This window comes from Vibrio sp. 10N.261.51.F12 (genome assembly GCF_041471725.1).
Lineage (GTDB): Bacteria > Pseudomonadota > Gammaproteobacteria > Enterobacterales > Vibrionaceae > Vibrio.
Genome location: NZ_JBFROV010000030.1, coordinates 22,545 through 43,160, shown reverse-complemented (window position 1 = coordinate 43,160; position 20,616 = coordinate 22,545). Strand labels below are relative to the sequence as shown.

The 20,616-nt window shown below is 44.2% G+C and carries 17 protein-coding genes; 11 read left to right on the top strand and 6 right to left on the bottom strand.

Translation table 11 applies throughout. The annotated features are described in order from the left end of the window. Positions 1-8: 8 nt before the first annotated feature. Together ppx and ppk1 are read right to left on the bottom strand one after the other, a co-directional pair. Positions 9-1,517: an exopolyphosphatase gene (gene ppx / locus AB4405_RS16620; protein ID WP_372061893.1), complete on the bottom strand. Its 1,509-nt coding sequence runs from the start codon at positions 1,515-1,517 to the stop codon at positions 9-11. Next, positions 1,489-3,603: a polyphosphate kinase 1 gene (gene ppk1 / locus AB4405_RS16615; protein ID WP_372061892.1), complete on the bottom strand. Its 2,115-nt coding sequence runs from the start codon at positions 3,601-3,603 to the stop codon at positions 1,489-1,491. The genes ppx and ppk1 overlap by 29 nt, the downstream gene beginning before the upstream one ends. Before the next feature lie 275 nt (positions 3,604-3,878). On the opposite strand from ppk1, the gene AB4405_RS16610 reads away from it, so the two are divergent. From AB4405_RS16610 to phoU, 4 genes are read left to right on the top strand one after another with little or no spacing between them, the layout of a single operon-like run. Further along, a complete protein-coding gene (locus tag AB4405_RS16610) occupies positions 3,879-6,152 on the top strand; it encodes an ABC transporter permease subunit (protein ID WP_372061891.1) in 2,274 nt (757 codons plus the stop codon). A 20-nt stretch (positions 6,153-6,172) separates the two neighbouring features. Beyond that, the gene (pstA, locus tag AB4405_RS16605) at positions 6,173-7,819 is read left to right on the top strand and encodes a phosphate ABC transporter permease PstA (protein ID WP_372061890.1); all 1,647 of its coding nucleotides are present in this window, start codon (positions 6,173-6,175) and stop codon (positions 7,817-7,819) included. Between the two features lie 2 nt (positions 7,820-7,821). Further along, entirely contained in the window at positions 7,822-8,640 is an 819-nt protein-coding gene (gene pstB / locus AB4405_RS16600; protein ID WP_102471065.1) for a phosphate ABC transporter ATP-binding protein PstB, read from the top strand. A 15-nt stretch (positions 8,641-8,655) separates the two neighbouring features. Further along, positions 8,656-9,351, top strand: coding sequence for a phosphate signaling complex protein PhoU (phoU, locus tag AB4405_RS16595; RefSeq protein ID WP_102471064.1), 696 nt, complete (start codon positions 8,656-8,658; stop codon positions 9,349-9,351). A gap of 86 nt (positions 9,352-9,437) precedes the next feature. Here phoU and AB4405_RS16590 read toward each other — a convergent pair whose 3' ends face one another. Continuing rightward, a complete protein-coding gene (locus AB4405_RS16590) occupies positions 9,438-10,187 on the bottom strand; it encodes a copper homeostasis protein CutC (RefSeq protein WP_372061889.1) in 750 nt (249 codons plus the stop codon). 214 nt (positions 10,188-10,401) lie between these two features. After that, positions 10,402-11,010, bottom strand: a complete 609-nt coding sequence (locus AB4405_RS16585; protein ID WP_102471062.1) for a peroxiredoxin C — start codon at positions 11,008-11,010, stop codon at positions 10,402-10,404. A gap of 186 nt (positions 11,011-11,196) precedes the next feature. On the opposite strand from AB4405_RS16585, the gene AB4405_RS16580 reads away from it, so the two are divergent. Next, positions 11,197-12,102: a hydrogen peroxide-inducible genes activator gene (locus tag AB4405_RS16580; RefSeq protein ID WP_102471061.1), complete on the top strand. Its 906-nt coding sequence runs from the start codon at positions 11,197-11,199 to the stop codon at positions 12,100-12,102. Between the two features lie 106 nt (positions 12,103-12,208). Here AB4405_RS16580 and AB4405_RS16575 read toward each other — a convergent pair whose 3' ends face one another. Further along, positions 12,209-12,682 (bottom strand): CBS domain-containing protein, encoded by a 474-nt coding sequence (locus tag AB4405_RS16575; protein WP_372061888.1) that lies wholly within the window; start codon positions 12,680-12,682, stop codon positions 12,209-12,211. Between the two features lie 258 nt (positions 12,683-12,940). Here AB4405_RS16575 and queA point away from each other — a divergent pair, with 258 nt between their 5' ends. The 5 genes from queA (at position 12,941) to secF (ending at position 18,631) form a co-directional block, all read left to right on the top strand. Continuing rightward, positions 12,941-13,993 (top strand): tRNA preQ1(34) S-adenosylmethionine ribosyltransferase-isomerase QueA, encoded by a 1,053-nt coding sequence (gene queA, locus AB4405_RS16570; RefSeq protein WP_372061887.1) that lies wholly within the window; start codon positions 12,941-12,943, stop codon positions 13,991-13,993. Positions 13,994-14,161: 168 nt separating this feature from the next. Further along, positions 14,162-15,295 carry a tRNA guanosine(34) transglycosylase Tgt gene (gene tgt, locus AB4405_RS16565; protein WP_372061885.1) on the top strand — a complete coding sequence of 378 codons (1,134 nt, stop codon included), beginning with the start codon at positions 14,162-14,164 and terminating at the stop codon, positions 15,293-15,295. 170 nt (positions 15,296-15,465) lie between these two features. After that, positions 15,466-15,795, top strand: coding sequence for a preprotein translocase subunit YajC (gene yajC, locus AB4405_RS16560; protein ID WP_102471057.1), 330 nt, complete (start codon positions 15,466-15,468; stop codon positions 15,793-15,795). Positions 15,796-15,817: 22 nt separating this feature from the next. Next, positions 15,818-17,674 carry a protein translocase subunit SecD gene (gene secD / locus AB4405_RS16555; RefSeq protein ID WP_372061884.1) on the top strand — a complete coding sequence of 619 codons (1,857 nt, stop codon included), beginning with the start codon at positions 15,818-15,820 and terminating at the stop codon, positions 17,672-17,674. 9 nt (positions 17,675-17,683) lie between these two features. Beyond that, the gene (secF, locus tag AB4405_RS16550) at positions 17,684-18,631 is read left to right on the top strand and encodes a protein translocase subunit SecF (protein ID WP_372061883.1); all 948 of its coding nucleotides are present in this window, start codon (positions 17,684-17,686) and stop codon (positions 18,629-18,631) included. 171 nt (positions 18,632-18,802) lie between these two features. Here the strand turns inward: secF and suhB are convergent, their stop codons facing one another. Further along, positions 18,803-19,606 carry an inositol-1-monophosphatase gene (suhB, locus tag AB4405_RS16545; protein WP_372061882.1) on the bottom strand — a complete coding sequence of 268 codons (804 nt, stop codon included), beginning with the start codon at positions 19,604-19,606 and terminating at the stop codon, positions 18,803-18,805. Between the two features lie 177 nt (positions 19,607-19,783). On the opposite strand from suhB, the gene trmJ reads away from it, so the two are divergent. After that, the gene (gene trmJ, locus AB4405_RS16540) at positions 19,784-20,515 is read left to right on the top strand and encodes a tRNA (cytosine(32)/uridine(32)-2'-O)-methyltransferase TrmJ (protein ID WP_372061880.1); all 732 of its coding nucleotides are present in this window, start codon (positions 19,784-19,786) and stop codon (positions 20,513-20,515) included. Positions 20,516-20,616: the final 101 nt, after the last annotated feature.

Below are 20,616 nucleotides of genomic sequence, written 5' to 3'. Positions count from 1 at the left end.
ATATAACATCATGAAAACTCTAATACCCAACCGGCACCTTGCCAGTAGCGCTGTTCGGTTTGTAAATCCGCATCAAGTAACTTGTTATGGAGAAGCCAATCTTTCTGAGTACTTGAGAGTATCCAAGCGCCTTTATTGATGACAATTTGCATGGGAGGCTTAGGCTCTTCATTGCGTTGACCATTTAAAATTATGGCTAACCTTAGTACCCGAATTAACCCTTCAATATGCTTCTTTTTATATAAAGAAAACTCAGGGAGCTCTTGTAACTTAAGTTGCTTTCTTTGAAAGCGAGCGAGTGTTGCGAGCACAAGTTGCTCTTCACTGTTGAACCCAGGCATAGTGGTATGTTGAAGAATATAGCTTGAATGCTTATGAAAGGCTTGGTAGTTGATACTCAGCCCTACCTCGTGAAGTAGCGCGCTCCATTCGATTAGGCTATAGAGCTTACTTTTCTTTTTTAGTTCCAGAGAATCGTGTAATTGGTAGAGAAAGTCACGAGCTTGAACTCGAACATTGTCTGCATGATTGATGTCGACAGAGTGTTTTTGAGCCAGATTTTCGGCGGTTCTCATTCTAATGTCTGAACGCTGAAACTGATCTTCCATCTCATACAACAACCCTTCACGGAGTGCACCCGTTGAGCAATGCATTTCATCTAAAGATAGGCTATCAAAAATGGCGGCTAAGATCGCGACACCAGCAGCAAAAACAGGCTGTCGTTCAACCGTCAAGCCGGGGAAGGTAATGTTGTCGATATGGTTAAACTCACAAAGCTTATCAATGAGTTTGTGTAAACGTTTAAGGGTGATGACGCCATCATCATAACCCAGCCCCACAAGTACTTCTTTAATTGCTTTTATCGTACCTGATGAACCTAATGCGATCTCCCACCCTGACTTTCTGTAGCGAGGGCTCAACGCTTCCAGCCGCTGCTGAGCGGACAGGATAGCCTTGGAAAAGTTCTTAGTGGATAGCTTACCATTCGCGAAGTATTTTTTTGTATAACTGACACACCCCATTTGGGTACTATTGAGTAATTTAGGTGTGAACGCTTCGCCTATAATGAGTTCTGTGCTGCCACCACCGATATCTACCACAAGCTTGGAACTTGATTCTGTTTGCGTATGAGCAACGCCAGAATAAATGAGCCTTGCTTCTTCTTCGCCTGGAATGATCTCGATAGGAAACGGCAGGATCGCTTTAGCGCGTTGCAAAAATATGTGGGCATTATTGGCGATACGTAATGTATGTGTCGCTGCAATCCGGACGTGGCCGACCTCAAAACCCTGCAATCTTTCTGCGAACATGGCGAGGCACTCAAGGCCCCGTTCAATCGACGCGTTATCCAAATTATTTTGCGCGTCTAGCCCGAGCGCTAAACGCACCCTTTGCTTATGTCGACTAACGATTTGCAGGTCTTGATTGATGACTTTAGCGACGACCATATGAAAGCTATTGGAGCCTAAATCAATGGCCGCGACCTGTTTACTGATTTCCGTTATGTTCTGACTCATTCTCTAATCGCTGCTTATTGTTCTTTTTAGTTTGCTTCTCTACGTGTTTAAGATAGTCGTAAATAGCAACTTGTGAACGCACTTTTTTCTTATTGCCCCGTGAAACGTAAGCGTTACTCATTTCTTTATCGATGTGGCGTGCTTTCATTGTGTCTGTGAAATGGATATTGATAATATCAATGATTCGCTGCTTTAAACGTGTGTCGTAAATCGGTGTGGCAACCTCAATTCGATGGTCAATATTTCGAGTCATCCAGTCGGCAGAGGATATATAGACCTTAGGATCGCCATTGTTGTGGGTAATGATAACTCTTGGATGTTCCAAAAAACGATCGACAATACTAATTATAGTGATGTTATCGCTGATCCCTTCTAGTCCTGGTACTAACGCACACATGCCACGAACAATCATATTGATTTTCACCCCCGCCTGGCTTGCGGTATAAAGCCTATTGACCAGCCCTTTATCAGCAAGGTTATTCACTTTCAAGGTGAGCTTGGCTTTATTTCCCGCATGAGCGTGACTGATTTCTTCATCGATGAGTTGATAAAGTTGTTTACGAGAATTGCGAGGAGAGACAATTAAATGGTCAAATTTTACGGGTCTATACGGGTTTTCTATGTAACCAAAGACATTACGGACTTCATTGGTAATGGCATGATCGGCAGTAAGTAACGAGAAGTCAGTGTAGAAACGAGCATTTTTCTCGTGAAAATTGCCTGTACCAACATGGGCGTAGCGGACGATCTCCCCGTGTTCGAGTCGGCTAATAAGCAATAGTTTCGAGTGGATTTTGAGGCCTGGAGCGCCAAAAATCACCTGGACGCCATTGTCAGTGAGTACTTTCGACCATTCAATATTGGCTTCTTCATCAAAGCGTGCTTGCAGTTCAACCACGACGGTCACAGCCTTACCATTGTGTCGTGCATCGATGAGAGAGTTCATTAATCTAGAATCTTTTGCGACTCGATAGATATTAATCTTAATGCCACGGACTTTAGGGTCGTAAGAGGCTTGGCGAACGAGCTCGGTAACGTGTTCAAATGAATGATATGGGAAATTTAATAGAATATCTTGTGCACGTATAGCATCAAACTGATTGGCGTAGCCATCAAAATCGGCGCAACGCATTGGAGGTAATGGTTTGTTTTCTAAGTAATCGCGGCCTACGTTTGGAAAATTGATGAAATCTTTAAAGTTATGGTAACGCCCACCCCGAATCAAACTGTCATAGTTTGAAATGCCGAGCTTGTTACACAATAACGTGAGCATGCTTTCGGGCATACCATCTTCATATACAAATCGAACGGGCATTGCGCTTAGGCGTTGGTTGACCCCTTCCGACATTTGTTCGAGCAAACTATGTTCAACCTCATGACTCAGGTCGTATTCCGCGTCACGTGTCATTTTGATTGAATAGCCATTGAGTGAATCGTAATCAAAAAAGCCGCGAAAGACGTCGTCTAAGCAATATCGAATGATGTTATCGAGTAAAATAATGGTCTTGCGTCGCTCTCCCTTTTGTTCCGGTACCATAACAAAACGGGGGAGGTGGTCCGTTGGAATCTCGAGTAATGCGTATTGAGACGTCTCTTCTTTTTTTATATCTACACCGATATAGGCGTATTCATCTTTTAAAAATTGCAGAACGTCGATATCATCTTTGAGAAGCAATGGCGTTAAATGAGGGAGTACTTTCTTCTGGAAGTACTTCTGAATCCATTTTTTCTGGGTGTCGGTGAGTTGCGTTTCATTGACCAAAAAAATGCGTCGGCGCGCCATCTCCAAAATGAGTTCATTGTAGAGCTCATCAAATCTAAGGTTTAGCTTGAGAACCTTGCTCTGCATTTTAGAAAGCAGCCGCTTGGATTTATCACCATTACCACTTTCTTGGTTTATTAAAATTCGACGTTTAACGTCTGAAAATCGAACCTTGTAGAATTCATCTAGGTTGTTAGAGAAGATCCCGAGAAATCGGATCCTTTCGATCAGAGGAACGGTTTTATCCGCAGCTTCCTGAAGTACCCGCTCATTGAAAGACAACCAGCTAAGTTCTTTTTCTACATAGAATTTTTCTGCGCTCATATAATCAACCATTCTTAATACCCTATTGATGAACAGGGGGGATAACGAAATCTAGCCGTGAACCATAGTGGTCTTACATGACACTTTTATTTAATTTCTAATACAGCGTACTACATTTTATGATTTTCAGTACGTTAGAGGCTGTGTAATATAATTGTCACCTAAACGACATATTATGTTGAGGCATTTCGTGCAAGCTTGTATTTTATCCCATAATCTAAGTGGGACAGCTCCCCTTACAACCTCAAACATCATCAAGAGATAGAATGTAAATTATGGCAAACGCCAGCTTTTCATTGCACACTAAAGATCGTAAACGTCAGATTCAGGATCGGCTCGTTCGTTGGATCGTCTCATTCGGTGGCCTCAGTGTGCTTGCTGGATTGATCTTTATTTTTGTCTACCTTGCCTTTGTTACCTTCCCCATTTTTTCTGATGCTAAGATCACTTGGTTAAAGGCTGAGCCGATTGAACTTACCGCCCCTATTATAACAACCGTTGTTGATGATAATGCGACTAAAGCTCGGTTTTATACGTCTGACGGAATTGTCACAGAGAAATCGTTAGTATCAGGACAAGTGACGCAATCGCAGTACCTCCAAGATGGAGCGGAATTATTAAGCTCGTCATCCAAATCGTTAATACTGCTTCGTAATGGCAATCAATTGGCCGCTGTAACGCCGAGCTTTGACACTGAAATCGCAAGCAATCAGGTTGTAGTGTCAGACAACAACAGATTGAATTGGATTGTCGCGTCGACTGATGGGCAGCCCGTCGTGATTGCTGCAGCGGCGAAGAATCAAAAGACGATGTCCTTTGCGACGATAGATGCACTGGGTCATGTGCATCTAATCCAAGAAACAGAGAGCCCGAATGATGACTTGATGAGCCGATTGTCCGATCACGTTGAGAAAGACCATATTAAAACGTTAAGTGCTCAACGTACGACAAGTATTTCGGATGATAATACGCCAATAGCAGGGGCTAACATCACGACGTCAAATTTCACTATAAACGATGCCGATCAATTGTTGCTGACCCCCAATGGCAACACGATATACGTCCGCGTTAAAGATGAATTGTATGTCATTGTTCATCAATCAAATCAACTGACCGTCAGAGAAGTGATTAACCTAAGAAGTGCTAACGAAGCTGCAGTAACGGACATATCGTTGCTAGCTGGGGCCTATTCATTGCTTGTTCAATACGATAATCACATGGTTTGGCAGTGGTTTGATGTATTAACGAATAAAACAAGGGTATTGACGCCGATTCGTTCGTTTGAATTTGATGCTTCGGTTGAACAAATTATACCCGAGAACCTTAGTAAAGGCTTTTTAGCTCGCTTGGATACTGGTGAGATCCAAGGGCGTTATACCACCAGTGAAAAAGCGGTCTCTGATCTTAGACTACCCGATGGCACATTACAAAGCATCGGCTTATCGAATAATAATCGCTATGCCGCGTTGGTCATCGATAATGTCCTTCATATCGCTAAAATAGATAATGAACATCCGGAGATATCCTGGAGTGCGCTGTGGGGCAAGGTTTGGTATGAAAGCTACCCAGAACCTGAGTTTGTTTGGCAGACAACGGCAGCAAATGATGATTTTGAGCCTAAATTCAGCTTAGTTCCTATTGCGTTTGGCACGATAAAAGCCGCGGCGTTTGCTATGTTGTTTGCTGCACCTATTGCCGTATTTGGTGCTATTTATACTGCTTACTTTATGTCTTCGGGAATGCGTAAAGTCGTCAAACCGACCATTGAATTGATGGAAGCTTTACCTACGGTGATTATTGGCTTTTTGGCCGGGATGTGGTTTGCTCCTATCGTCGAAAGTCATTTACCTGCAGTGATGATGTTGCTTATCACGCTACCGCTCTTATCGTTAGCTTCTGGAATCGTCTGGTACCTTATTCCCAAGCGTTTTACCGGGAAGCTACCCAGTGGATTGCACCCGTTTACGCTGATCCCTGTGATTATCATTGCCATGTACTTAATGATGACGTACTCCTACGATATGGAGGTATGGATGTTTGGTGGTGATGTTAGGGTGTATCTGGCGCAACACGGCATTGATTTTGACCAACGCAATGCGCTGGTGGTTGGCTTTGCAATGGGCTTTGCTGTGATACCAACAATCTTCACTATTGCAGAGGACGCTATTTTCTCAGTGCCTAAGCACTTGTGCGATGGTTCATTGGCATTAGGGGCAACACAATGGCAAACCCTATTATATGTGGTTTTGCTGACAGCAAGTCCAGGGATTTTCTCCGCGGTAATGATGGGGTTAGGTCGAGCTGTGGGGGAAACGATGATTGTGCTTATGGCAACAGGTAATACCCCGATACTTGATTGGAATATTTTTGAAGGCATGAGAACCCTCTCTGCCACAATGGCGGTGGAGTTACCCGAATCAGAAGTGAACAGTACTCATTATCGCTTATTGTTCTTGATTGCTTTGATTTTGTTTAGTTTTACTTTTGTTGTTAATTCATTAGCTGAGTGGGTACGACAAAGGTTAAGAGAGAAATACAGTGCACTTTGACGTTGTTAAGGAAGCTCACCATGTTTAAATGGTTTAAGTCTGGAGCGCCTTGGGTTTGGTTGACCGGTGGTGCGGTCAGTATTAGCTTGATTTCTGTCTTAGGCTTGTTGCTTCTGATTGGTTGGAAAGGGTTAGCTTATTTTTGGCCTGCTCCTTTGTACCAGTGGCAAGATGCCGACGGTAAATATCTTATTGGGCAAGTGTATTCCAGAACCTGGATGTCGACTCATACTATTCCCAATGCTTCATCGGTATTACCTGAGTCGGTTATCGCATCAGGTAAGGTTGAGCGGTTGAGTATTAAAACCGCCAATCGTGATTTGTATGGGATGGACTTTGTCTCGGTTTTAGAGCCAGAGCTTTATAACCAAACCACCCCAGCAGGGCTTGTTGTTATCGAACGGACGAGAGGTGGAGACTTCTTTGGTGATATTCTCGCGCTCAATACGCCTGACGGTGCGTTTGTTAAGGATATTCATCTGCGATTGGATGAGGCCTTAGCGCTGACGCAGCAAACACAGCAAGCGATTGATGATATTGTGGATCGAAAAATACGCGGTCTGGGCTATCAACTTGAAGTGATGAGGTTAAAGCATCGCAAGGAACAGCTGAACGGCACATTAACTGCAGCATTATCGGAAAAGTATCGACAACAAAAGCGTATTATTCAGCAGCAACTGGCAATCAATGAACTTGAGCTAGATGAGCTAAGAAACACCCTCAATAGCAAGACACTTATCGTCGCGGACATGAAGGGCGATCGAGTAGAGGTTCCCCTCAGCCGTATTGTGGATTTTTGGTTCCCTAATGATATGACGCTTGCGGAAAAACTCACACATTGGAGTGGTCAAGTTTGGAAGTTTTTGTCAGACGACCCGCGTGAATCTAACTCTGAAGGTGGTGTTTTTCCCGCTATCTTCGGTACGGTATTGTTGGTATTGATTATGTCGGTGATGGTGATGCCGCTAGGGGTGCTCGTTGCGCTGTATTTGCACGAATATGCTGAAAATAATTGGCTAACCCGTATGATACGTGTTGGCGTTATTAACCTTGCTGGCGTCCCTTCCATTGTGTATGGCGTATTTGGACTTGGCTTCTTTGTGTACACTATAGGTGGCTCGATAGATTCATTGTTTTATGCTGAGCGACTACCGGCTCCTACCTTCGGAACTCCAGGTTTACTTTGGTCAGCATTAACATTAGCTATTTTGACGTTACCTGTAGTGATCGTGACGACAGAAGAAGGCTTGAATAGAATTCCTACTTCCGCAAGACATGGTTCTTTGGCACTGGGTGCTACGCAATTCGAAACCATATGGCGGATAGTCTTACCAATGGCGAGCCCTGCTATTATCACCGGGCTCATCTTGGCGGTAGCGAGGGCGGCGGGTGAAGTGGCGCCTTTGATGCTTGTTGGCGTGGTGAAATTTGCCTCTAGCCTGCCTGTTGATGCCCAATTTCCTTTTTTACATCTAGAGCGAAAGTTCATGCATCTAGGTTTTCATATATACGATGTTGGTTTCCAAACCTCTAATATAGAGGCCGCTCGTCCATTGGTTTATGCGACGTCATTTTTGTTGGTGACAGTGGTGGTCGGTTTGAACTTAACCGCGATTGCTATTCGCAATAATCTAAGAGAAAAATATCGAACATTGGGACAAGACTAACTATGTTTTCTATCAATCAAACCCTAGGTTACCCCACACCACTTGATGTTAATGACTTAAATGATGATCAGACCGCCATTGAAATAGAAAAATTAAATTTGTTCTATCGCGGTTCGCAAGCTCTGGATAATGTTTCAATGCGCATTCCAAAAGGGCAAGTTACCGCGTTCATTGGGCCTTCTGGTTGTGGCAAGTCAACCTTGTTGCGATGTATCAATCGTATGAATGACCTCGTTGAAGGATGCAAGGTCGAGGGGGATGTTAGACTGCACGGGAAAAATATTTATCACCCTAAAGTGGATGTGGCAACATTGCGCCGTCGAGTCGGTATGGTATTTCAAAGACCCAATCCGTTCCCCAAATCTATTTATGAAAATGTGGTGTATGGATTACGCTTACAAGGGATACGCAATAGTCGTAATCTCGATGATGCGGTCGAGCGCTCACTGCGCGCTGCTGCTTTATGGGACGAGGTTAAAGACCGACTCCATGATAATGCGTTTGGATTATCGGGTGGTCAGCAGCAGCGTTTAGTGATTGCTCGTGCGATTGCTATTGAGCCAGAGGTTCTGCTTCTGGATGAACCAACCTCAGCGCTTGACCCTATCTCGACACTGACTATCGAAGAGTTGATTAACGATTTAAAGAGAAAGTACACCGTGGTGATGGTGACGCATAACATGCAACAAGCAGCGCGAGTAAGTGATCACACTGCGTTTATTCATCTGGGAAAACTGGTAGAGTACTCAGATACCGATGCAATCTTTACATCACCGCTGCAAAAGCAAACGGAAGACTATATTACTGGTCGATACGGATAGAGGAATAGCTAACACATGCACTTTGGTCGTCATATTTCTGGTCAATTCAATGCGGAATTGGAATCCATTCGTACTCACGTCCTTACGATGGGAGGGCTGGTGGAGCAACAGCTTTCATTTTCAATGCAGGCGCTACACAGTGACGATATTGATTTAGCGAGAAAGGTGGTACGTGATGATCATAAGGTGAATGCGATGGAGGTCTCTATCGATGAGGCTTGCACCCGAATTATTGCAAAGCGGCAGCCAACCGCCAAAGACTTACGTCTGGTGATGGCCATTATTAAAACCATTACAGATTTAGAGCGTATAGGCGATGTGGCTACGAGAATCGCAAGAGTAGCCATCGAGACGCCATCAACCAAAGAACAAAATTATCATGTGTCGCTAGAGCCGTTATGCCGCCAAGCTATTGGTATGCTTCATCAGGTGTTAGATGCCTTTGCGCGAATGGATGTCGATGCCGCCGCCGAGGTCTATAAACAAGATGACAAACTTGACGCTGAGTATGAAGCAGTGATTCGCCAACTGACGGCGTACATGATGGAAAACCCAAAAAACATCCCTAACATATTACAGGTTATGTGGTCTGCTCGTGCCATTGAGCGGGTAGGTGATCGCTGCCAGAATATTTGTGAATACATTATTTATTTTGTGAAGGGCAAGGATGTTCGCCACCTTGATGAGAAAGAGATCGATAACTTTTTATAGCTTGAGACCGTCGCTCTACTGCGGGTTAGCGAGTGACTAACCCAGTAATTTTGGTTGGTTTATAAGCGTACGGGCCTCCAGCCTCTTTACACGTTGGGCAGTCGTTTTATGACAGCTCTTATTTTATCAGGGTCGGTAACGGGAATCGCAAAGTCATCCACATCGTCTTGTCCCATCTTAGCTGTCGAAGCGACAAATAACATCTGACTTGGGCGAGTGGATTTCCCTGAAAGGTGGACCTCAGTCACCTGAGTTGTCGCAATCACATCCGCAACATTTTTCTCATTCAGCCCAGCGCCCGCCATAATAGCAACTCGCCCATTCGCCTTCTCGTTGAGCTGTTTCAGCATCGCCATACCCTCACAAACATTTTTCCCCAGACCAGAAGTGAGTATGCGCTCACACCCCAGTTCAATAACATGTTCTAAGGCTTGGAAAGGATTGCTGCATTGGTCAAAAGCACGGTGAAAGGTTACGCCTAGCCCTAGTTTATGTGCGAGGGCAATAAGACGAGTAGCCAGTGGTTTATCGATGTTCCCTTCTTTGTCTAGCATACCTAATACGATACCTTGAGCACCATATTGAGCGCTGATTCGAATATCTTCTGCCATGACCTCGGCATCACTGTGATCATAGAGAAAATCACCTTGCCTAGGGCGAATCATGACATAAATAGGAATTGACGATGCTTGTACCGCTTGTTTTATCAAGCCTGCATTAGGAGTAAGCCCGCCAAGAGCTAATGAAGCGCACAGTTCTATTCGAGTTGCACCACCCTGAATAGCCAATGGGAGAGATTCAATATTGTCGATGCACACTTCGATTTGGTAGGTCATTGAGTTATCCGACAGAAAGGAGGGGGGCAACAATATAACCCTCAGAGGCTGGATATACTAGCGATGAAAAGTGTATTGAGGGGAAATAAAAAAAGCCCGAGTAAAAACTCGGGCTTGGATTCGGCTAACTGAAAATCTCTTCAATGATTGGCTGCGGTGTCCGCTTTATTATTTCCAACCATCAACCCCGTGAGCATGGGGCGGAAGGTTTCAATTATTTAGATAGGTCGTCTGCGTGCTCAGATAGGAACGCTGCAACGCCTGTTGGAGATGCGTCCATACCAGCTTTGCCTTCTTCCCATTGTGCAGGACAAACTTCACCATTCTTCTCGTGGAAGTTTAGTGCGTCTACCATGCGAAGCATTTCATCGATATTACGACCAAGTGGAAGATCGTTCACTACTTGGTGACGAACAAGGCCGTCAGCATCAATTAGGAAAGAACCACGGAACGCAACGCCAGCTTCTGGGTGCTCTACGTCGTATGCTTTGCAGATTTCGTGCTTAACATCAGCAACTAGAGGGTATTTAACTTGACCGATACCGCCATCTTCGATAGCAGTGTTACGCCATGCGTTGTGAGAGAATTGAGAATCGATAGAAATACCGATAACTTCTGCGCCTTTAGCTTGGAAGTCAGCTAGACGGTTATCAAATGCGATAAGCTCAGATGGGCAAACGAACGTGAAATCTAGTGGGTAGAAGAAAACAACTGCTTTTTTACCTTTAGTGAATTCAGCGAAGTTGAAGTTATCAACGATTTCGCCGTTACCAAGAACAGCTGCTGCAGTAAAATCTGGGGCTTGACGACCAACTAGTACCATTTTTTTGCTCCTAAAATAGGTTAATTCAAACCGTCTTCGGTTTGGTCCGTGTTTGTACGAGACAAACTATAGTACACATTGTAGTATTGAAAAAAGCGAAATTAATAGATTGATTTAATCGAAAAAAGCGATGAGTGAAACTGACTCATTCCTTTTTTGATAGTGTGTTAAAAGCAGGCAATAATTATGAACAAATGGCCCAGTTTAAAACAAATTCACTACCTCGTAACGCTGAATGAAACTCGACATTTTAGTGAAGCCGCAGAGCGTTGTTTTGTTAGTCAATCGACCTTGAGCAAAGGTATCCAAAACCTTGAAGAGCTCATTGGTTGCCCGCTTTATGAGAAAAAAGATAAGAAAAGCCCATTAGTATTCACCCAGGCGGGTGAAATGGTGGTAAAGCAAGGTAGGGAGCTGCTTGCGAAAGGGCAAGACCTAATGGAATTAGGTAATTATTGCCAAGGTGACGCGATGCAAGGGCAGATTAAGCTTGGTTGCATTCCAACGATTGCGCCGTTTCTATTGTGTGATTTAGTGCAAGAAGTTAACGCTCGCTACCCGCAGCTAAACCTACTACTAAGGGAAGATACGACCTCCAATTTATTAGCCGCCTTGAAACACGGTGAGTTAGATGTGCTTATTCTCGCTTTGCCAATGGAAATTGGCAATATGGAGAGCTGTATTGTTGGGCAAGATCCGTTCAAAATGGTGATAAGCCGAACTCAAGCCGATCGTATCCGAGTACCAATTAAGTATGATGATCTACCGGATGAATCAGTATTCTTACTAGAAAATGAACACTGTTTAACCGAGCATGCAGTGTCTGCTTGTAAGTTGACCAAAAAAGAAAAAATCAATCCATTTAGTGCAACGAGTTTGCACACGCTTGTGCAGATGGTGGCAAACGGTTTGGGTACCACATTTATCCCACAAATGGCGATTGAGCACGGGTTATTAGACAATCAGAATCTGATTGTTATTGAGCCGCCAGGTCAGCAAGCACACAGAGAAATTGGTTTAGTTTGGAGGCCTAGTTCGTCAAGGCGAGAATCTTTTATGCACTTAGCGGATGTCGTTTCGGGGTTGCTGTAATACTAGTGAGTCTCTGCTGCAGAATAAAGTATGCGTTGCTATTTGGGGTTGGTATATAAGGCACATACACCAACCATCTTGTTGTGTTTTAGATGACGTTGTTAAACTATGAAGGCTCGGTGGTTTGCTGAACCACTTCAACTTCCGACTCTTCTGGTTCTACTTCCTCTTGTAATTCGAGCAAATTAATCGCGATAGCAACAAAATCACTGTCAGTAATGATGCCCACTAATTCTCCTTTTTTGACCACTGGCAAACAGCCTACTTTGTGTTTTTGCATATACACGGCACTTTCACGAAGCCCTGCTCTGGGTTCAATTGTCATGATATTGACATGCATAAAATCGCTAATAGGTGTTGATAATGTGTAAGATTGGTCGCTTGGAACACGTTGTAAGATGGATTCTTGTACGGCGAACAAGTCGCGTTGGGAAATAATGCCTAACAGTTGTTTGTGGGCATCAACGATAGGGATATGCCTGATATCAAGCGCTTCCATCATGTGCTTAGCATCGGCGAGAGAGTGAGACCGCAATAGGGTGTGAGGGTTGCGGGTCATCATTTCTTCGACCTTAATCATATAGGGCCTCCAACTCAGTGTGAATGTCTACTTTAACTATAGAATTTTCGACGCATTAAAGTTGAGAACTCGGTCGTTATTTGATGCGAATCATTAAAATTAGATAGCAAAAATGGAGTGACCGTCACGCACTAACATTTTGCTCGAAAAACCAGCATGATTACCCTTGTTCAACTTGCTATTCCATGCCGTAAGCCTATACTTAGCCGCTGCGAAATTTTTCGCCCTTCATGTCATAGATTAAGAAAGATTGGTGTTATGCAAGTTTCAGATTTTCACTTCGACCTACCTGACGAACTCATCGCCCGCTACCCTAAAGCAGAGCGCAGCGCTAGCCGGTTATTGCAGCTCACTGGCAATACAGGCGAAGTGGCAGATAAAACTTTTACCGACATTGCCAGTTTGGTTCAACCCGGCGATCTATTGGTGTTCAATAATACGCGCGTCATTCCTGCCAGAATGTTTGGACGTAAAGCATCGGGTGGCAAGTTAGAGGTGTTAGTTGAGCGCATGCTCGATGATAAACGTGTATTAGCTCATGTTCGTTGTTCTAAATCGCCAAAGGTGGGAACTGAACTATTTCTTGGTGAAAACGATGATTATCAAGCGATCATGGTTGCAAGACACGATGCATTGTTTGAGATTGAAGTACAATCTGACAAAACGGTACTAGAGGTGTTAAATAACATCGGTCATATGCCGCTGCCACCGTATATTGATAGACCTGATGAAGACACCGATAAAGAACGCTATCAAACGGTTTACAATGAAAAACCCGGAGCCGTTGCTGCCCCTACTGCTGGTTTGCATTTTGATGACAAAGTGTTAGCAGAAATAAAAGCAAAGGGTGTGAATTTTGCCTACGTGACACTACACGTTGGTGCTGGCACTTTTCAGCCTGTCCGAGTCGACAATATCGACGACCACCATATGCACTCTGAATACGTTGAAGTATCTGAAGAAGTGGTGAAAGCCGTTGCTGAAACTAAAGCACGTGGTGGGCGAGTCATTGCTGTCGGGACAACGTCTGTACGCTCTCTAGAAAGCGCAGCTCAAGACGCGAAAGCAAAAGGAACGGAATTAGCGCCGTTTTTCGGGGATACAGAAATCTTTATTTTCCCTGGTTATGAGTACCAAGTCGTCGATTGTTTAGTGACGAACTTCCATCTACCAGAATCGACGCTTATTATGTTAGTGAGTGCATTTGCTGGCTACGATAACGTCATGGCCGCGTATCAGCATGCGGTCGATAGTGAATACCGTTTCTTTAGCTATGGTGATGCAATGTTCATCACTAAAAAAGCCGATTAGCGTTCGGTATTAGTTTTTTCGTTTCACTCAAGGAATCAGTGAGAGTTTTGGTAAGGATGACCATCAAGCATTGGACAGAAATGTCAGTGCAATCGAGTGCGACAAGCTACGCTTGTTAGTGCGTTTTGACATTGAGTCAGACTGTGTCTCTGGCGAATAGGAGCCTTCGTGAAATTACAATACGAACTTAAGAAAAAAAATGGTCATGCCCGCCGTGGTCAATTGACGTTTGAACGCGGTACCGTGCAGACCCCAGCATTTATGCCAGTTGGTACCTACGGTACCGTGAAAGGTATGACACCTGAAGAAGTGAAAGACACCGGAGCGGAGATCTTGCTTGGTAATACTTTCCACCTTTGGTTACGCCCTGGTCAAGAGATCATGAAGCTACACGGTGATTTACATGATTTCATGAACTGGAAAGGGCCTATCTTGACCGATTCAGGCGGTTTTCAGGTATTCAGTCTAGGTGCGACACGTAAAATCACTGAAGAAGGTGTGCATTTCCGTAGCCCAGTCAATGGCGACAAAGTATTCATGGATGCTGAGAAATCCATGGAGATTCAAAAAGATCTTGGCTCAGATGTCGTCATGATTTTTGATGAGTGTACGCCTTACCCTGCGACTCACGACGAAGCAAAGAAATCGATGGAGATGTCTCTGCGTTGGGCTCAACGTTCTCGTGATCATTTTGATAAGCTAGATAACACGAACTCTCTATTTGGTATTGTTCAGGGCGGCGTCTATGAAGACCTGCGTGATGTCTCCGTTGACGGTTTAACCAATATCGGCTTTGACGGTTATGCCGTTGGTGGTCTAGCAGTAGGTGAACCAAAAGAAGATATGCACCGTGTTCTTGAACATACCACACCAAGACTTCCGGAAGATAAACCTCGCTACCTCATGGGTGTGGGTAAACCAGAAGATTTGGTTGAAGGTGTTCGCCGTGGCATCGATATGTTCGATTGTGTTATGCCAACACGTAATGCTCGTAATGGTCACTTGTTTGTGACAGGCGGCGTGATTAAGATCCGTAACGCCAAACATAAAACAGATGTGAGCCCTCTTGATCCAGAATGTGACTGCTACACGTGTAAGAATTACTCGAAAGCGTACTTGCATCACCTTGATCGTTGTAACGAAATTTTGGGCGCACGTCTGAACACGATTCACAACCTTCGCTACTATCAACGCCTGATGGAAAGCATTCGTAAATCCATTGACGAAGACCGTTTTGAAGAATTTGTGCAAGAGTTTTACGCACGTCGCGATCGCGAAGTGCCGCCAATTGATATGAAATAATTGGTTAAATTTACGGCTATCCTGACAGTAGCTAACAATTTCTAGCTCTACGTCACATTTTTTGTGCACTTAAAGGGTGAAGAAACATTGAGTTACTGTTTGCTTCTTGAAAAGATAGGGGGATAGCCCAATTTTGAATATGTATTTACATTTAACGAGGATGTTTTCCAATGAGTTTGATTAGTTCAGCTTACGCTGCTGAAGCCGCTCCACAAGGCGGTGGTTTTGAAATGTTGATTATGCTAGGCATGTTTGCAGTGATCTTTTACTTCATGATCTACCGCCCACAAGCAAAGCGTACTAAAGAGCACAAGAACCTAATGTCATCTATGGGCAAAGGCGATGAAGTGCTAACAAACGGTGGTCTAATTGGTAAAATTACTAAGATCGCTGAAGACAATGACTACATTGCTATCGCGCTAAACGATAACAACGAAGTTGTTATCAAGAAAGATTTCATCACTGCAGTGCTACCAAAAGGTACGCTGAAGTCTCTATAAAAACAGCTAAAGGATCCTCGCTGTGCTAAACCGTTATCCTCTGTGGAAGTACTTAATGGTGATTTTTACCATTGCTATCGCAGCATTATATGCGCTTCCCAACTTATACGGTGAAGATCCGGCTATTCAAATTACAGGGGCGCGTGGCGCCTCTGTTGATATGTCGACGCTGGATACTGTCACTCAAGCTCTAGATAAAGAGCAACTCTCTTATAAATCCATTGCCTTAGAAAATGGTTCAATCTTGGTTCGTTTCAACAATACTGATGTTCAAATCGGTGCGCGGGACGTAATCAGTGAAACCTTAGGTCAAGATTCTATAGTTGCCCTTAACCTTGCAGCCGCAACGCCTCATTGGCTTGAAGCGATTGGTGCTGCACCAATGAAACTAGGTCTCGATCTGCGTGGTGGTGTCCACTTCTTGATGGAAGTCGACATGGATGCAGCAATGGAAAAGCTGGTTGGTCAACAAGAAGAAGCCTTTCGAAGTGAGTTGCGTGAAGATCGTATTCGCTACCGCTCGATTCGCCCTTCTGGAAAGGATGCAGTCGAGGTTTTACTTCGAGATGAAGCGCAGCTTGCGCAAGCATTAGCATCGTTAGAGTCAAAGCATCCTGACATGGATTTTTTTGATTCCAATACTAATGGCCGCTTTGCTATTGTTGCTCGTTTTAAAGAAACCCGCCTACAAGAAATCCGTAATTATGCTGTCGAGCAGAACATTACCATTCTACGTAACCGTGTGAATGAGCTTGGTGTTGCTGAACCATTAGTGCAGCGTCAAGGCGCGAGTCGTATTGTAGTTGAGCTCCCTGGTGTTCAAGATACGGCAAGAGCGAAAGAGATTCTTGGTGCAACGGCAACCCTTGAGTTCCGAGAAGTCGATAGCAGCGCTGATCTAGCGGCTGCGGCTAGTGGCCGTGCGCCTGCAGGCAGTGAGATTAAGTTTGATCGTGATGGTCGTCCTGCTGTACTGAAGAAGCGTATCATCCTTGGCGGAGCAAGCATTACCGATGCGAGCTCAAGTGCTGATGAGTACGGTCGTCCACAAGTTAACATCTCGCTAGATAGCGAAGGTGGTAATAAAATGGCGGCGTTCTCTCGTCAAAATATCGGCAAACTGATGGCAACAGTGTTTGCGGAATATAAAGACAGTGGTAAGCGCACCCCTGAAGGCAAAGTCATTCTTGATAAGCACGAAGAGGTGATCAACCAAGCAACGATTCAATCGGCGCTGGGGCGTAACTTCCGAATTACGGGTATCGATTCTGCGGCTGAAGCCCATAACCTTGCGTTGTTGCTTCGTGCTGGTGCCTTGATTGCACCTATCTCTATTGTTGAAGAAAGAACCATTGGTCCATCAATGGGACAGCAGAATATTGATATGGGTATCATGGCGTGTATTACCGGTATGATTGCTGTGATGCTGTTTACGCTTATCTACTACCGTGGTTTTGGTCTTTTTGCTAACTGTGCCTTGATGGCAAACATCGTTTTAATTATCGGTGTGATGTCGATGATTCCTGGCGCAACAATGACGCTCCCTGGTATCGCCGGTATTGTACTGACGGTCGGTATGGCAGTTGATGCCAACGTACTGATTTTTGAGCGAATACGGGAAGAGTTAAGAGACGGACGCAATCCTCAACAAGCGATCCAACAAGGCTACGCAAACGCATTTAGTACGATTGCCGATGCCAACATTACGACGCTAATTACTGCCATTATTTTGTTTGCTGTCGGTACGGGGGCTATCAAAGGCTTCGCTGTGACACTTTCAATCGGTATTATTACCTCTATGTTTACCGCAATCATTGGTACTCGCTGTTTAGTGAACCTGGTTTATGGCGGCAAGCGCGTTAAAAAATTGTCGATCTAGGAATTAGTTATGTTTCAGATAATGAAATTGGACAAAACGATCGACTTTATGCGTTGGTCAAAAGTAGCATTTGCGTTCTCACTCGTAATGATTGCTGCAGCATTATTTACTCTGTCTACGAAGTGGTTAAATTGGGGCCTAGATTTCACCGGCGGTACGCTGATTGAAGTTGGTTTTGAGCAACCTGCAAACCTTGAAGATGTGCGTAGCGCATTGGATGCCGAAGGCTTTGGCGATGCTACCGTGCAGAACTTTGGTTCTTCTCGTGATGTCATGGTGCGTTTACGCCCGCGTGATGGTGTTCAAGCCGAAGCGCTAGGTAATCAAATCCTGAGTGCAATCAAAGAAGGTACGGGCGAAAGTGTTGAAATGCGCCGTATTGAATTCGTCGGCCCGAATGTGGGAGATGAGCTAACGGAAGCGGGTGGTCTGGCCATCTTAGTCTCACTGATCTGTATCTTGATTTATGTCTCGATACGTTTTGAGTGGCGCTTAGCAGCGGGTGCTGTTATGGCGCTGGCGCACGATGTTATTATTACCTTAGGTATCTTCTCTCTATTACAGATAGAGGTTGATTTGACCATTGTGGCAGCATTGCTCACCGTGGTTGGTTACTCACTCAACGATACCATCGTAGTTTTTGACCGAATTCGTGAGAATTTCCGTAAAATGCGGAAAGGTGAATCGCCAGAAATCATGAATAGCTCGATTACACAAACGTTAAGCCGTACGTTAATTACGTCTGGCACGACATTGTTTGTGGTCATTGCGTTGTTTACGCAAGGCGGAGCGATGATCCATGGCTTTGCATTAGCACTATTGCTTGGTATTACTGTTGGTACTTATTCTTCAATCTATGTGGCTTCAGCCCTTGCTCTGAAACTTGGTATTCAGCGTGAGCACTTGATGCCAACACCGATAGAAAAAGAAGGCGAAGAGTTCGACGAAATGCCGTAGTTCTTTGATGTTGAATGAAAAGGGTCGCTCATAGAGCGGCCTTTTTTTTGAGGGTAGGTTTCTGCTATTCATTGATTAATAAAAACTAGCAGGAAGAAAAGCAACAGGTAAAAAAAATCCCAGCCGATGGCCGGGATTACAATTCAATACTTAGCGCTTAGTCATTATGACTTACTTAAGCATACCTTCGTTTGAATTTTCACGAATGTGTTTAAGCATTGATTTCACGCCACGAGCACTTGAAGCAACGATGTTGCCTGATTTCATGTGGTCTGTTCCGCCAGCAAAATCAGTAACAATAGCGCCTGCTTCACGAGCAATAAGATCGCCAGCTGCCATGTTCCAAGGCTTTAGTCCAAGCTCGAAGTAACCATCTACGCGACCTGCTGCTAAGTAGCAAAGGTCAAGTGCTGGAGAGCCAGTATGACGGAAGTCAGAACACTCAACAAACATTGAAGACATGATTTTGAAAAAGCTTTCAGAATGCTGCTTTTGCTTGTATGGGAAGCCAGTACCGATAATGGTACCTTTGATATCTTTTAAAGGAGTAACGCGAATACGAGCGTTATTGAGTTGAGCGCCAGAACCACGTTGTGCGGTAAATAGCTCATTGCGCATTGGGTCGTAAACACACGCTACTTCTGTTCTGCCTTTAATGCGAACAGCAATAGAAACACAAAAGTGTGGGAAACCATTGATAAGGTTAGTGGTGCCATCCAGTGGGTCGATGATCCATTGAACATCACTATCTTTACCTTCAATCATACCGCTTTCTTCAGCAACAATGCTGTGCTCAGGGTAAGAGGTTTGAATGGTATGGATAATGAGTGCTTCAGCTTCGTTGTCTACGTTAGTGACAAACTCCTGAGTACCTTTCTGTACTGATTCAATCTTATCAGTGTTTTCAAGTGATTTAGCAATATGGTTGCCAGCTTTACGCGCTGCGCGTATAGCGATATTTAGCATTGGATGCATACGAATTTTCCCAACGGATGTTAAAGAACAAAAAGCGGCGGCGAGTATACCAAAGATTGGAGAAAAAGGAAGTGGTTATTTTTTGTCCTGTCATCGGCGTGAATAAAAAGACCCTGACTATTTTAGTCGGGTTTATGTTATTATTCGTCGATTTTGTAATCTTGGTGCTATTTGACAATGCTAAACAACGTTAAGATCATTCTTGTTGGGACGTCCCACTCGGGGAATATTGGTTCGGCAGCCCGTGCGATGAAAGTAATGGGAATGAGCCAGATGGTATTGGTTGATCCCCAATGTGAAGTAGACGCACAAGCCGTTGCTTTAGCTGCGGGTGCAAGTGATATCGCGTTAGGTGCCACTATTGTCTCGACTTTAGAAGAAGCCATAGAAGATTGTGGCCTAGTTGTTGGCTCAAGTGCGCGCTCTCGTACATTAGATTGGCCTATGATAGAGCCTCGTGAATGTGGTCAGCGTTTTGCTGTGGAAAGCGAAAAACATCCTGTAGCGTTAGTGTTTGGTAGAGAGCGTACCGGTCTGACTAATGATGAATTACAGTTGTGTCATTATCATACCTGCATCCCAGCTAACCCAGAATACAGTTCGTTAAATTTGGCCATGGCCGTTCAAACGTTGAGTTATGAAGTTCGGGTTGCTCATCTCGATAGAGTAAGCCAACAATTTCCAGCTCAAGATGAGCCTGATTATCCTCGTCATAAAGAGTTGGAATTATTCTATCAACACCTTGAAAAAGTGATCACGGATACCCAATTTATCTCTAAAGATAAGCCGAACTTAGTGATGAATAAGTTACGCAGACTATTCAGCAGAGCTCGCCCTGAGTCTCAAGAAATCAATACCTTGCGAGGCATTTTGACCTCTATCGAGAAAACGAATTCCAAAGACATTTAACCGTATCAACTGTGTGGATGAATGCCTGACTGTTTTGGTTAAATGAATACTTGACTAAAATAGTCAGGTATGAAAAAATTGTTCCCACAAAGACAATGTGG

Coding starts and splice junctions, on each gene's coding strand:
- ppx (WP_372061893.1), bottom strand. CDS start 1,517: ATGAGTCAGAACATAACGGAAATCAGTAAACAGGTCGCGGCCATTGAT.
- ppk1 (WP_372061892.1), bottom strand. CDS start 3,603: ATGAGCGCAGAAAAATTCTATGTAGAAAAAGAACTTAGCTGGTTGTCT.
- AB4405_RS16610 (WP_372061891.1), top strand. CDS start 3,879: ATGGCAAACGCCAGCTTTTCATTGCACACTAAAGATCGTAAACGTCAG.
- pstA (WP_372061890.1), top strand. CDS start 6,173: ATGTTTAAATGGTTTAAGTCTGGAGCGCCTTGGGTTTGGTTGACCGGT.
- pstB (WP_102471065.1), top strand. CDS start 7,822: ATGTTTTCTATCAATCAAACCCTAGGTTACCCCACACCACTTGATGTT.
- phoU (WP_102471064.1), top strand. CDS start 8,656: ATGCACTTTGGTCGTCATATTTCTGGTCAATTCAATGCGGAATTGGAA.
- AB4405_RS16590 (WP_372061889.1), bottom strand. CDS start 10,187: ATGACCTACCAAATCGAAGTGTGCATCGACAATATTGAATCTCTCCCA.
- AB4405_RS16585 (WP_102471062.1), bottom strand. CDS start 11,010: ATGGTACTAGTTGGTCGTCAAGCCCCAGATTTTACTGCAGCAGCTGTT.
- AB4405_RS16580 (WP_102471061.1), top strand. CDS start 11,197: ATGAACAAATGGCCCAGTTTAAAACAAATTCACTACCTCGTAACGCTG.
- AB4405_RS16575 (WP_372061888.1), bottom strand. CDS start 12,682: ATGATTAAGGTCGAAGAAATGATGACCCGCAACCCTCACACCCTATTG.
- queA (WP_372061887.1), top strand. CDS start 12,941: ATGCAAGTTTCAGATTTTCACTTCGACCTACCTGACGAACTCATCGCC.
- yajC (WP_102471057.1), top strand. CDS start 15,466: ATGAGTTTGATTAGTTCAGCTTACGCTGCTGAAGCCGCTCCACAAGGC.
- secF (WP_372061883.1), top strand. CDS start 17,684: ATGTTTCAGATAATGAAATTGGACAAAACGATCGACTTTATGCGTTGG.
- suhB (WP_372061882.1), bottom strand. CDS start 19,606: ATGCATCCAATGCTAAATATCGCTATACGCGCAGCGCGTAAAGCTGGC.
- trmJ (WP_372061880.1), top strand. CDS start 19,784: ATGCTAAACAACGTTAAGATCATTCTTGTTGGGACGTCCCACTCGGGG.